The following is a 12994-nucleotide window of genomic DNA, read 5'->3' on the forward strand; positions in this document are numbered from 1 at the left end:
GGGAGTTCAGTTGGCGGGCGTCTGGGCCTGGATCGCCGTGATGACGACCGTGTTGACGATGTCCTGCACGAGCGCGCCGCGGGACAGGTCGTTGACCGGCTTGCGCAGACCCTGGAGGACCGGGCCGACAGCGATCGCGCCGGCCGAGCGCTGCACGGCCTTGTACGTGTTGTTGCCGGTGTTGAGGTCGGGGAAGATCAGCACGCTGGCCTGGCCCGCGACCTCGGAGTCGGGCAGCTTGGTGGCCGCGACGGTCGGCTCGACGGCGGCGTCGTACTGGATCGGCCCCTCGATCTTCAGGTCGGGGCGGGCCGCCTTGACGATCTCCGTGGCCTCGCGGACCTTGTCGACGTCGGCGCCGGAGCCCGAGGTGCCGGTGGAGTACGACAGCATCGCGATCCGCGGCTCGACGCCGAACCGGGCGGCGGTGCCGGCCGACTGCGTGGCGATGTCGGCGAGCTGCTGGGCGTTCGGGTCCGGGTTCACGGCACAGTCGCCGTAGACGAGGACCTTGTCGGCCAGGCACATGAAGAAGACCGAGGAGACGATCGCGGCGTCCGGCTTGGTCTTGATGATCTCGAAGGCGGGCCGGATCGTGGCGGCCGTGGAGTGCACGGAGCCCGACACCATGCCGTCGGCGAGGCCCTCCTGGACCATCAGCGTGCCGAAGTAGTTCACGTCGGCGACCACGTCGTGGGCCAGCTCCGGCGTGACGCCCTTGTGGGCGCGCAGCGCCGCGTAGGAGTCGGCGAAGCGTTCCCGCAGCGCCGAGGTCTGCGGGTCGATGATGTCGCTGTCGGCGAGGTCGACGCCGAGGTCGGCGGCCTTCTTGCGGATCTGCTCGACCGGGCCGAGCAGCGTGAGGTCGCAGACGCCGCGGCGCAGGAGCACATCGGCGGCGCGCAGGACGCGCTCCTCGGTGCCCTCGGGCAGCACGACGCGGCGCTTGTCCGAGCGGGCCTGCTCCAGGAGCTTGTGCTCGAACATCATCGGGGTGAGGCGGTCGGAGGACGGCGCCTGGATGGTCTTCAGCAGCCCCGCCGTGTCGACGTACTTCTCGAAGACGCCGAGGGCGGTCTCCGCCTTGCGCGGCGTCGCCGCGTTCAACTTGCCTTCCATGGCGAAGAGTTCGGCCGCCGTGGGGAAGGAGCCGCCGGCCACCGCGATCACCGGGGTGCCGGGCGCGAGGCGCTCGGCGAGCTTGAGGATCGCCTCGCCGGGCCGCTCGTTCAGGGTGAGGATCACGCCCGCGATCGGCGGGGTCCCCGCACTGTGCGCGGCGAGCGCGCCGACGACCAGGTCCGCGCGGTCGCCGGGCGTGACGACCATGCAGCCGGGGGTCAGGGCGTTGAGGAAGTTCGGCAGCATGGCGCCGCCGAAGACGAAGTCGAGGGCGTCGCGGGCGAGCCCCGAGTCGTCGCCGAGCAGCACCTTGCCGCCCAGCGCGTGGGTGATCTGGGCGACGGTCGGCGCGGCGAGCGCGGGCTCGTCGGGCAGCACGTAGCAGGGCACCGGTAGCCGCCCCGCGAGCCGCTCGTTCACCTCGTCCCGGTCCGCCGGAGCCACGCGGTTGACGACCATCGCGAGGACGTCGCAGCCCAGGCCGTCGTAGGCGCGGTAGGCGTTGCGGGCCTCGGCGCGGACCGATTCCTCGGTCTGCTTCTTGCCGCCGACGACCGGGATCACGGAGGCGCCGAACTCGTTGGCGAGGCGGGCGTTGAGCGCCAGCTCGTCCGGGAGCTGGGTGTCGGCGAAGTCGGTGCCGAGCACGAGCACGACGTCGAAGTCGGGGGCCACCTGGTGGAAGCGGTCGACCAGGCGCGAGACCAGCTCGTCCGTGCCCTGCTCGGCCTGGATCGCGGAGGCCTCGTGGTAGCCGAGGCCGTACACCGTCGCCGGGTCCTGTGACAGCCGATAACGGGATCGCAGCAGGTCGAAGAGCCGGTCGGGGCCGTCGTGGACGAGCGGCCGGAAGACCCCCACCCGGTCGACCTGACGGGTCAGGAGCTCCATGACCCCCAGCTCCACGACCTGGCGGCCGTCGCCGCGATCGATCCCGGTCACGTACACGCTGCGCGTCACGCGTGCTCTCCGTTTCCCTCGTGGTCCTTCTCGGTCGAACCCGACTTTTACGGGTCGATTCGGTCTCTTTTGCTTCAAAAAAAGGCGCGCAATGGAAGCCGTGCCCCCTTGACAATACCTCTGGCGGTGGCTAGGTCGCCCGCCGGACAGAAGGCCTTTTCCCCAGGGGCCAAGTGCCCATCGAACCCCTGTCGAAGCTCCCTGCACAGTCGAGCGCGAGCGCGTCCCCTCCGAGAGCGTGGAACAATCGACATCGCTCACCGACGTACCAGTAGCGAGCAGGAGACACAGCACGATGCGTATCGGAGTTCTCACCGCAGGCGGCGACTGCCCTGGCCTGAACGCCGTGATCCGGTCGGTCGTGCACCGAGCCGTCACGCACTACGGCGACGAGGTGCTCGGTTTCGAGGACGGCTACGCGGGGCTGCTCGACGGGCGCTACCGCCCGCTCGATCTGAACGCGGTCAGCGGCATCCTCGCCCGTGGCGGCACCATTCTCGGCTCCTCCCGCCTGGAGCGCGACCGATTCCGGGCGGCCTGCGAGAACGCCAAGCAGCTCGCCGAGGAGATCGGCTTCGACGCCCTCATCCCGATCGGCGGCGAGGGCACGCTGACGGCGGCCCGGATGCTGTCCGACGCGGGCCTGCCGGTCGTCGGCGTGCCGAAGACGATCGACAACGACATCTCCTCCACCGACCGCACCTTCGGCTTCGACACCGCCGTCGGCGTCGCCACCGAGGCGATCGACCGGCTCAAGACGACCGCCGAGTCGCACCAGCGCGTCATGGTCGTCGAGGTCATGGGCCGGCACGCGGGCTGGATCGCCCTGGAGTCCGGCATGGCGGGCGGCGCCCACGGCATCTGCCTGCCCGAGCGCCCCTTCGACCCGTCCGACCTGGTCAAGATGGTCGAGGAGCGGTTCTCCCGCGGCAAGAAGTTCGCCGTCATCTGCGTCGCCGAGGGCGCCCACCCCGCCCCCGGGACCATGGACTACGGCACCGGCGAGATCGACCAGTTCGGCCACGAGCGCTTCCAGGGCATCGGCACCGCCCTCGCCTACGAGCTGGAGCGCCGCCTCGGCAAGGAGGCCCGCCCGGTCATCCTCGGCCACGTGCAGCGCGGCGGCACCCCCACCGCGTACGACCGCGTGCTCGCCACCCGGTTCGGCTGGCACGCCATGGAGGCCGTGCACCGCGGCGAGTTCGGCAAGATGACGGCGCTTTACGGCACCGACATCGCGATGGTGCCGCTCGCCGAGGCGGTCACCGAGCTGAAGACGGTCCCGAAGGACCGGATGGACGAGGCGGAGTCGGTCTTCTAGACCACCGGCGGCAAGGCAGCTACGGATGACGGATCCTGGACCAGAACTCGTCCAGGATCCGCTCCAGGAACTGCCGCCCCGCGTCCCCCGACCCGGAGGACATGCCACCGCCCCAGCTCAGCGTGGCGGCCATCAGCGCCTGGTACTCCAGGTGCATCTCGTGCAGTACGTCCTCCAGCTCGCGGCGCTGCACCGGCACGAGCCGGGAGATCGGCCGCACCGCCCCCTGCCAGCGCGTCCGCGCCGCGTCCCGCAGCAGCTCCGCGAGGTGCGCGTCCCGCCCGGTCACCGTCGCGAGCGCGCGCGGGGTGAGCCGCAGCGCCTCGGCGAGCGCCGTCGACTGCCGGTCGTTGCCCTGCCAGTCGCCGGTCTCCTCCATCCGCAGATACGAGTGGATCTCCAGGCCCACGGAGCGGGCCACGTCCTCGGGGGCGAGCCCCAGCGCCAGCCGGTGCTCGCGCAAGGTCCGCGGTACACCGATGAGTTCGCTCGGTGAGCACCACAACGCCCCGGCGAGCGCGGTGAGTTCACCGGACGTCGGGGCCCCTTCGCCGCGCTCCCAGGCGATGACGATCTCCGGCGTTATGTGGGCGATCCCGTACGAGGCGCGCATGCCGTACGCGACGTGCCCCGGCGCCATCCCGAGCGCTTCTCGCAGGCGCCGGGCGGCGGGGGCGTTGAAAGGTGGTGTCGGCTGATTGGGCGTGGCGTGGGGCTGCACGGGCACAAAGTAGGGGGTCACGGGGCGTTTGGCTACGGTCTGTGCGTCCCGCGTGACAACTTGGTACCTGTTGACGGAACTTGTTGCCCACCCGCCTCATGCACATGGACGAGACGGGTCACCCCTTCACCGCGCCGCCCAGCGCGAAACCGCCGCCGAAGCGCCGCGACACCAGGACGTACAGCAGCACCACGGGCGTCGAGTAGATGATGGAGAACGCGGCGAGCTGCCCGTACACGACGGTGCCCCGGTTGCCGAAGAAGTCGTTGATGCTGACCGAGGCCGGCATCTGGTCGGGGGAGAGCAGCAGCATGAAGGGGACGAAGAAGTTCCCCCACATCATCGCGAACGAGTAGACGGTGACGACGGCGACGCCGGGCCCCATCAGCGGCAGCACGATCCGCACCAGACCCTGGAAGGTGTTCGCGCCGTCCGTCCAGGCCGCCTCCTCCAGCTCCTTCGGCACGCCGTCCATGAAGTTCTTCATCAGCCATACGGCGAACGGGAGTTGGGACGCTGCGAAGAAGTAGATCGTGCCCGCCATGGTGTCGATCAGGTTCACCTGGACGAACAGCGCGTACACCGGGACCATGACCGCCGTGATCGGCAGACAGGTCGCGAACAGCGTCGTCGTGAGGAACGGGTTGTTCAGGCGTGAGCGGTAGCGGGAGAGCGGATACGCGGCGAGCGCGGCGCAGCCGACCGTGAGGGCCGTCGCGCCGCCGCACAGGATCAGCGAGTTGAGCAGCGGCGTGAAGGTGACGTCGGGCTTCAGGACGTCGTCGAAATTTCCGAACGTCAGCTGCGAGGGCCACTTCACCCGCAGATTCGCGTCCGCGTCGACCGAGGACAGGACGACCCAGGCGAGCGGCAGAATGAAGGTGAGCGCGACGAGGAGCAGCGCCGCGTCCGCCGAAAGCCGTCTGCGGACACGGGTACGGATTCGGGTCTTCACTCAGTCCTCCGTACGCAGCAGACGCATGTAGACCAGCGAGAACAGGGAGCCGACCACGAGCAGCAGCAGCGCGACCGCGGTGCCGTAGCCGATCATGCTCTTCTGGAAGGCCTGCTCGTACATGAACAGGGGCAGGGTCTGGCTGTCGTTGCCGGGCCCGCCGCGGGTCATCACCCAGATCAGGCCGAAGACCGACAGGGTCTGCAGGGTGTTCAGCATCAGGTTCGTGCCGATGGAGCGGCGGATCATCGGCAGCGTGATGTGCCACAGCCGCTGCCAGGCGTTCGCGCCGTCCACCTGGGCGGACTCGGTGACCTCCGTGGGGATCTCGGCGAGCGCCGCCGAGTACACGAGCATCGAGAAGGCGGTGCCGCGCCACACGTTCGCGAACGACACGGCCAGGATCGGAAGCGTGAACAGCCAGTTCTGGTGCGGGAGTTGGAGCCAGTCGAGGATCGCGTTGAGGGTGCCCTCGCGGCGGAAGAACGCGTACATCAAAAAGCCCGCGACGACCTCCGGCAGCACCCACGCCGTCACCACGACGGCTCCGGTGACCGTCCTGACCGGCTTCGACGCGCGCTGCATCAGCGCCGCGAGCGCGAGCCCCAGCGTGTTCTGGCCGACGATCGACGACAGGAGCGTGAAGACGAGCGTCAGCCAGACGGCGTTCAGGAACGCGGGGTCCTTGAACGCCGCCGTGAAGTTGTCGAAGCCGACGAAGGACGACTCCGCCTGCCCGGTCAGCTGAAGGTCGGTGAAGGCGATATAGGCGCAGTACGCGATCGGGCCCGCGAGGAAGAGGGCCATGAGGATGGTCGCCGGGGCGATCGGTACGAGCCGGAAGGCGGTTCTGCGACGGTTCACTGTGGCGCGGCCCTCTCCCTGAACTCCCGTACGGCTAAGGCTTCTTGACAACCTTCCCGTCCGACGCCGTCTTCACCTGCTCGTCGTACGTCGCCGCCGCCTTGTCGACCGAGGCGTCCCCGGTGGTCACCGACTCCATCGCCTCCTGGATGGCGGTGGAGACCTTCGGGTACGCGGGGTAGGCCGGGCGGTAGTGCGTGCTCGCCACGAGGTCCGTGAAGAACTTGATGCCGGGCTGCGCCTTCACGTACGCGGGGTCCTCGGCCACGTCCTTGCGGACCGCGATGCCGGAGTTGGCGATGTACCAGCGCTTCGCGTTCTCCTTGGTCTGCATCGTCTTGATGAAGTCGAAGGCGAGGTCGGGGTTGGCGGACTTGGCCGGGATCGCCCAGGTCCAGCCGCCGGACATGGAGACCTTGCCGGGCGCCTGGCCTTCTTGCGTCGGCATGTGGGCGAGGCCGAGCTTCTGCGACCACTCGGGCCACTCGTGCCCGCTGCCCTTGATCCAGTCCTGCGGCAGCCAGGAGCCGTCGAGGTTGATGCCGAGCTTGCCCTCGGGCAGCAGCTCGCCGCGCACCTGCGTGGGGAAGTTCGGGTCGAGGGAGTCGGAGACGTCGGGGCCGAGCTTCTCCTTGGAGACCGTCTCCACGAACTTCAGGCTGTCCTTGAACGCCTTCGAGCCCGTGACCCACTTGCCCGAGGCCTTGTCGTAGAGCGGGTCCGCGGAGCCGGCCCCGGTCCCGTACAGGAGCATCTGGAAGCCCTGCATCGTCGAGGCCTCGCCGGCAGGCTTTCCGGTGTAGACGTTCAGCGGGGTGACGCCGGGGACCTTCTGCTTGATGGTGCGGGCGGCGTCCAGGACCTCGTCCCAGTTCTTCGGCTGCCAGGGCACCTTGATGCCGGCCTTCTTCAGGATCGCCTTGTCGTACCAGAGGCCGCGGGTGTCGGTGCCGTCCGGGACGCCGTACGTCTTCCCGTCCCGGGCCTTCGCCGCGGTCTTCGCCGTGTCGATGAACTGGCCCCAGTCCGACCACTTCCCCAGGTAGGGGTCGAGGGGCTTCAAGTACCCGCTGGCGATGTCGGAGTTGATGAGGAACGTGTCCTCGTAGACGAGGTCGGGGGCCGTCCTGGGGGAGCGCAGCATCTGCTGGAGCTTGGTGTAGTACTCCGCGTCCGGCGCCTTGATCGGGACGAACTCCACCTTCTTGCCGGGGTTCGCCTTCTCGAACTTCTTCTTCATCGCGGCCAGGTAGTCGTCCATGACCTTGACCTTGTTGTCCGTGGACTGCTTGAAGGACACCTTGATGGTGTCCGAGTCGCTTCCGGAGCCGCCGCCGCACGCGGTGAGCGTGGCGGCGGCCAGGAGGACGGTGGCGGTGAGGAGCGGGGCGGTGGGGCGCACGGGCACGACCTCCTACGGAGCATCGCGGGCTTCGTTGCCTCGCGGGGCTGCCCGTGAACGTAAGGGCGGTGCCGATCAGGGTCAATGGGTGTGCGGCGAAGCGAGTTCCGGATTTCTCTACTTAGGTAAGGCTAAGCTAAGTTAATCTTCGGGTGGCGTCGCAACGCCCCCTTCCGCGAAGGAGATTGACGCAGCATGCCTCGAATCACGCCCAGGATCCGCCGTTCCGCGGCCGTCGCCGTGGCCCTCGTCGCGGGCGCCGCGACGGCCCCCGCCGCGCACGCCGACACCCACGCCGCCGAATCCGCCTCCGCCCCCGTCACCAAAGGCCTCTACCAGTCGGCGTACTCGGAGCGGAACCACGCTCTGTGGACCACGTCCGCGGTGGGCCGTCCACCGGTGACCACCTCCGCGCTGACCAGGCTCGACCCGGTCACGCTGAAGGTCGAGGCGACGTATACGCCGCCGGTCACCGACGCCGCCACCGGCGCGGTCGAGGCGGTCTACGGCATCGCGGTCGACGACGAGCACAACACCGTGTGGGTCACCAACACCCGCAACAACACGGTCGCCGTCTACAGCCAGAAGAACGGCGCCCACCTCGCCACGCTCCCGGACGTGAACCACGCCCGCGAGGTCGTGGTGGACGAGAAGCGCGACACGGTGTGGGCGAGCGGCTTCGGCGACGGCAGCGTCGTGGGCTTCGACAGTCGTACGTTCAAGGAGAAGAAGCGCGTCACCGTGGAGGGCGCGGGCCCGACGGGCCTCACCGTCAACGAGCGCACCGGCACGGTCTACGCCGCCGACCTGACCAACGACCAGCTGATCGAGGTCACGCGGAAATCCACCAAGCCGCGGCTCATCCCGGCCGGCGACGGGCCCCTCTCCGTGGCCCTCTCGAAGAACGGCCGCACCGCCTACACCGCCGACAACACCGCGGGCACCATCTCCGTCATCGACCTGGACAAGGGCCTGGTCACCAAGTCGGTGCCGACGGGCGCGGGCACGCTGTCCGTGGCCGCCGACGACCGCTCCGGCAAGGTCGTCGCCGTCAACCGCACCGACGCGACCGCCACCGTCGTCGACCCGCGCAAGGGCTCCGTCGTCAAAACCGTGACCACGGGCGCCAATCCCAACCACGTCGAGATCGCGCGCGGCACGGCGTACGTGGTGGACAAGTCGGGCACGGGTCCTGCGGGCGAGGACGTGCTGACGCGGTTCCGCGTCCGCTAGTTCTCCGGCTCGCCGGGCCGGGCTACTTCCAGGTGTAGACGAGCTCCGGGCGGCCCACCTGCCCGTACTGCGGGCTGCGCACGGCCCGCCCGGACTCGACCAGATGCTCCAGATACCGGCGGGCCGTGATCCGCGAGATCCCCACAGTCTCCGCGGCGGCCGCCGCCGTCAGGCCCTCGGGCGCCTCACGCAGCGTGTGCGTGACCCGCTCGAGGGTCGGCGCGCTCAGCCCCTTGGGCAGCGCGGCGGGGGCCGGCGAGCGAAGGGTCGCGATGGCCCGGTCGACCTCGTCCTGCCCGGACGCCTCGCCGGTCGTCGCGCGGTACTCGGCGTAGCGCACGAGGCGGTCCCGCAGCGTCGCGAACGTGAACGGCTTCAGCACGTACTGCACGACCCCGAGCGACACCCCCTCGCGGACCACCGCGAGATCGCGCGCGGATGTGACCGCGACGACGTCCGCCTGATGCCCGGCCGCGCGCAGCGAGCGGGCGAGCGAGAGCCCGTGCCCGTCCGGCAGGTGCAGGTCGAGCAGGAGCAGGTCCACGGGGTTGCGGTCCAGGAACCGCCGGGCCTGCGCCGCCGAGTGCACCTTGCCCACGGCCGTGAAGCCGGGGACCCGGCCGACGTACAGCGCGTGCGCGTCCGCAGCGACGGGGTCGTCTTCGACGACGAGCACCCGAATACTGCGGTCGAGGTCACTCATGGGTCCCTCTTCCTACGGTTCCGACACTTTCAGCGTCGCCATTTCCAGCTCCGTCGGCGGTTCCGGCATTTTCAGCCCCGCCGGCGATTGAGGCGCGGGGTCCGGGGCAGAGCCCCGCGGCCGTAACCCCGTCCGGGACCGAGGACTCGGGGACCCGAATGAGCGGCGCCGCGCCAATCGGCACCCGCACCGTGAACTCCGCCCCGCCCTCGGCCGACCGCTCAAGGTCCAACACCCCACCACACCTGGCAAGGGCCTGCCGCACAAGGGCCAGCCCGAGCCCCCGCCCACCCGCCCCGGAGGGCTTCGGCTTCGTCGACCAACCACGCTCGAAGACGGAGTCCACATGCGCCGGGTCGACCCCCGGCCCCGTGTCCGCCACCCGCAACAACAGGACGTCGTCCTCGGTCCGCGCCGTGACCGTGACCCGCGCACCGGGCGACCCCTGCGCCGCGTCCACCGCATTGTCGACGAGGTTGCCCAGCACGGTGACCAGATCACGCGCGGGCAGCACCTGCGGCAGCAGCCCGTCGTCGATCCGCGTATCGGCCGACACCACCAGCTCCACACCGTGCTCATTGGCCTGCGCCGCCTTGCCGAGCAGCAGCGCGGCCAGCACCGGCTCGTGCACCGCGCCCACGACCTGATCGGTCAGCGCCTGCGCCAGCTCCAGCTCGGCGGTCGCGAACTCCACCGCCTCGTCCGCCCGCCCCAGCTCGATCAGCGAGACGACCGTGTGCAAGCGGTTCGCCGCCTCGTGCGCCTGCGACCTGAGCGCCCGCGTGAACCCCCGCTCGGAGTCCAACTCGCCCATCAAGGCCTGCAGTTCGGTGTGATCGCGCAACGTCACGACGGTGCCGCGCCGATCCCCGCTCGCCACCGGCGACGTATTCACGACCACCACACGGTCGACCGTCAGATGCACCTCGTCGACCCGCGGCTCGGCGGCCAGCAGCGCACCGGTGAGCGGCGCGGGCAGCCCGAGCTCGGCGACGGACCGCCCGACGACGTCGTCCCCTTCCGCGACACCGAGCAGCACCCGCGCCCCGTCGTTGATGAGCGCGACCCGCCGCTGCCCGTCCAGCATCACGAGCCCCTCGCGCACCGCGTGCAGCGCGGCCTGGTGATACGCGTGCATCCGGCTCAGCTCGCTCGCGTTCATCCCATGCGTGTGCCGACGTAGACGGGCGTTTATGACGTACGTACCAATACCCCCGAGCACCAGCGCGGCGAGCGCGACCCCCGTCACGGCAAGGACCTGCCCCTGCGCCTGAGCGGTGATGACATCGATCGTGATGCCGGCGCTGACGAGCCCGACGACCCGGTGCCGCCCCTCGTCGTACACCGGCGTGACCACCCGCACCGAAGGCCCGAGCGTCCCCGTATACGTCTCCGAGAACGTGTGTCCCTTCAATGCGGGCCCGATGTGCCCGAGGTAGCGCTCCCCGATCTGCCGCTCGTCGGGATGCGTCCAGCGGATTCCGTCCGGATCCATGATCGTCACGAAGTCGACACCGGTGTGCCGCTGCACCTCCCGCGCGTACGGCTGCAGGCGCGCGGTCGGATCCTGCGCACCGGAGGCCGCCTCCCGCACGGACCAGGCGTCGGCGACGGCCCGCGCCGTGGCCGTGGCCTGACGCCGCGCACTGCTCTCCGCCTGCCCCCGGTCACTCACATACGTAAAGAGCGCACACCCCGCCACCACGACGGCCACCAGCACGACCTGCATCGCGAAGAGCTGGCCCGCCAGGCTGCGGGGACGGGGGAGACGCATGCGGAACAGTCTGCCTCTCGTATAAGCGCGAACTAAATGAACGGAAGGGTGACGGTCCTCACCGGGGGGAGAGATAGTCGCCAGGATTCGCAGGACGTGAGCCGCACGACCTGGTACGCCGACGTCGTCGTCAGGAGGAACCGTGGCCGATACAGAGACCGCGAAACCAGCCGCACCAGCGAAGCGGGACCGTACTCACTATCTCTACATTTCCGTGATCGTGGCCGTTCTGCTCGGTATCGCAGTCGGCTTCGCCGCACCCGACTTCGCCAAGGAACTGAAGCCCATCGGTACGGGCTTCGTGAACCTGATCAAGATGATGATCTCGCCCATCATCTTCTGCACGATCGTCCTGGGCGTCGGCTCCGTCCGGAAGGCCGCGAAGATCGGCAAGGTCGGCGGCCTCGCCCTCGGCTACTTCATGGTGATGTCGGTCGTGGCCCTCGCCATCGGCCTGGTCGTCGGCAACTTCCTGCACCCCGGCGACGGCATGCACCTGACCGAGGCGGTGAAGGGCGCGGGCCACACGGCGGCCGAAGAGGCCAACGAAGGCCCCGTCGACTTCATCCTCGGCATCATCCCGACGACGATGGTCTCCGCCTTCACCGGCGACTCGGTCCTCCAGACCCTGCTCGTCGCGCTGCTCGTCGGCTTCGCCCTCCAGGCCATGGGCAGCTCCGGGCAACCGGTCCTGCGCGGCGTCGAGCACATCCAGAAGCTCGTCTTCCGGGTCCTCGGCATGATCATGTGGGCCGCCCCGGTGGGCGCGTTCGGCGCGATGGCGGCAGTCATCGGCGAAACGGGCGTCGACGCCCTCAAGGCCCTCGCCACGATCATGGTCGGCTTCTACGTCACCTGCGCCCTGTTCGTCGGCATCGTCCTGGCGGCGATCATGCGCCTGGCGACGGGCTTCAACATCTTCTCGCTGCTGAAGTACCTGGGCCGAGAGTTCCTCCTCATCCTCTCGACCTCCTCCTCCGAGTCGGCGCTGCCGCGCCTGATCGCGAAGATGGAGCACTTGGGCGTGAGCCGCCCGGTCGTCGGCATCACCGTCCCGACCGGCTACTCCTTCAACCTCGACGGCACCATGATCTACCTGACCATGGCGTCCATCTTCATCTCCGACGCCATGGACCAGCCGATGTCCGTCGGCCAGCAGATCGGCCTGCTCCTCTTCATGATGATCGCGTCGAAGGGCGCGGCAGGCGTCTCCGGCTCCGGCGTCGCCGTCCTCGCCTCGGGCCTCCAGTCCCACAAGCCGGGCCTGGTCGACGGCGTCGGCCTGATCATCGGCATCGACCGCTTCATGAGCGAGGCCCGCGCCCTCACCAACTTCGCGGGCAACGCGGTGGCCACGCTGCTCATCGGTACGTGGACCGGAGAGGTGGACCGGGACCGCGTGAAGCGGGTCCTCGCCGGCGAGCAGCCCTTCGACGAGCGCACGCTGCTCGACTCAGGCGCCTCCTCGGACGCCTCCGACACCGACTCCGACGACGACTCGGACGTTCCGACGCCGCGCGACGGCGGGGCAAAGGAGACGGTCGGCGCCTGACCCCTCAGCGCCTCCGTAGGAGCGGGGCCCGGTGCGATGCGTCGCACCGGGCCCCGCTTTTGTGCCGCGGGGGCACGTGGCGTAGAGTCCTTCGAGTTGCCCACAGGGCGGCACCTCCAACCACATGCACGATCTCCCAGCCGGGATTCTATTCGGCGTGCCCGAATTCAATTCCGAACCCCCGATTCGCTCGGGGGCCGGGAATCCGCTAAAGTTTGGAACGTCGGAACGGCCCAACAGCCGCGAAGACAAACCCAACTGACTGGGAATCAGGCCCGAAAGGATCTGATAGAGTCGGACTCGCCGGAAAGCCGAAAGGCCGGAAAGCGAAGCGGGACCGAGGAAAACGGATCGGAAAACGATCTGATAGAGTCGGAAACGCAAAAT

Annotated in this window: 10 protein-coding genes; 3 read left to right on the forward strand and 7 right to left on the reverse strand. The window is 69.3% G+C overall.

Annotated features, from left to right (window positions below; all coding sequences use genetic code 11):
- Positions 1-6: 6 nt before the first annotated feature.
- On the reverse strand, positions 7-2082 hold the full coding sequence (gene pta, locus ACYSUO_RS40065) for a phosphate acetyltransferase (RefSeq protein WP_461781130.1): 2076 nt from the start codon (positions 2080-2082) through the stop codon (positions 7-9).
- 295 nt (positions 2083-2377) lie between these two features.
- On the opposite strand from pta, the gene ACYSUO_RS40070 reads away from it, so the two are divergent.
- Positions 2378-3403: a 6-phosphofructokinase gene (locus ACYSUO_RS40070; protein WP_422409934.1), complete on the forward strand. Its 1026-nt coding sequence runs from the start codon at positions 2378-2380 to the stop codon at positions 3401-3403.
- A gap of 19 nt (positions 3404-3422) precedes the next feature.
- Here the strand turns inward: ACYSUO_RS40070 and ACYSUO_RS40075 are convergent, their stop codons facing one another.
- The 4 genes from ACYSUO_RS40075 to ACYSUO_RS40090 all read right to left on the reverse strand — a co-directional run bounded on the left by ACYSUO_RS40075 (position 3423) and on the right by ACYSUO_RS40090 (position 7345).
- Positions 3423-4124, reverse strand: coding sequence for a helix-turn-helix domain-containing protein (locus ACYSUO_RS40075; RefSeq protein WP_461781131.1), 702 nt, complete (start codon positions 4122-4124; stop codon positions 3423-3425).
- A 118-nt stretch (positions 4125-4242) separates the two neighbouring features.
- Complete coding sequence (locus ACYSUO_RS40080; protein ID WP_461781132.1) at positions 4243-5079, reverse strand: carbohydrate ABC transporter permease; 837 nt, start codon at positions 5077-5079, stop codon at positions 4243-4245.
- A complete protein-coding gene (locus ACYSUO_RS40085; RefSeq protein ID WP_426906801.1) occupies positions 5080-5886 on the reverse strand; it encodes a carbohydrate ABC transporter permease in 807 nt (268 codons plus the stop codon).
- 91 nt (positions 5887-5977) lie between these two features.
- Positions 5978-7345, reverse strand: a complete 1368-nt coding sequence (locus ACYSUO_RS40090; RefSeq protein ID WP_461781133.1) for an ABC transporter substrate-binding protein — start codon at positions 7343-7345, stop codon at positions 5978-5980.
- A 195-nt stretch (positions 7346-7540) separates the two neighbouring features.
- Here ACYSUO_RS40090 and ACYSUO_RS40095 point away from each other — a divergent pair, with 195 nt between their 5' ends.
- Positions 7541-8578: a YncE family protein gene (locus tag ACYSUO_RS40095; RefSeq protein WP_461781134.1), complete on the forward strand. Its 1038-nt coding sequence runs from the start codon at positions 7541-7543 to the stop codon at positions 8576-8578.
- 22 nt (positions 8579-8600) lie between these two features.
- Here the strand turns inward: ACYSUO_RS40095 and ACYSUO_RS40100 are convergent, their stop codons facing one another.
- Together ACYSUO_RS40100 and ACYSUO_RS40105 are read right to left on the reverse strand one after the other, a co-directional pair.
- Complete coding sequence (locus ACYSUO_RS40100; RefSeq protein ID WP_461781135.1) at positions 8601-9281, reverse strand: response regulator; 681 nt, start codon at positions 9279-9281, stop codon at positions 8601-8603.
- A complete protein-coding gene (locus ACYSUO_RS40105; protein ID WP_461781136.1) occupies positions 9274-11055 on the reverse strand; it encodes an ATP-binding protein in 1782 nt (593 codons plus the stop codon). Before ACYSUO_RS40105 ends, ACYSUO_RS40100 begins: the two co-directional genes overlap by 8 nt.
- 214 nt (positions 11056-11269) lie before the next feature.
- Here ACYSUO_RS40105 and ACYSUO_RS40110 point away from each other — a divergent pair, with 214 nt between their 5' ends.
- Entirely contained in the window at positions 11270-12607 is a 1338-nt protein-coding gene (locus tag ACYSUO_RS40110) for a cation:dicarboxylate symporter family transporter (RefSeq protein ID WP_461781138.1), read from the forward strand.
- Positions 12608-12994 lie beyond the last annotated feature (387 nt).

The organism is Streptomyces sp. UC4497, assembly GCF_054871485.1.

Excerpts from the sequence above, each read along its gene's own strand:
- ACYSUO_RS40070 (WP_422409934.1), top strand. The coding sequence starts at position 2,378 with ATGCGTATCGGAGTTCTCACCGCAGGCGGCGACTGCCCTGGCCTGAAC.
- ACYSUO_RS40095 (WP_461781134.1), top strand. The coding sequence starts at position 7,541 with ATGCCTCGAATCACGCCCAGGATCCGCCGTTCCGCGGCCGTCGCCGTG.
- ACYSUO_RS40105 (WP_461781136.1), bottom strand. The coding sequence starts at position 11,055 with ATGCGTCTCCCCCGTCCCCGCAGCCTGGCGGGCCAGCTCTTCGCGATG.
- ACYSUO_RS40085 (WP_426906801.1), bottom strand. The coding sequence starts at position 5,886 with ATGGCCCTCTTCCTCGCGGGCCCGATCGCGTACTGCGCCTATATCGCC.
- ACYSUO_RS40100 (WP_461781135.1), bottom strand. The coding sequence starts at position 9,281 with ATGAGTGACCTCGACCGCAGTATTCGGGTGCTCGTCGTCGAAGACGAC.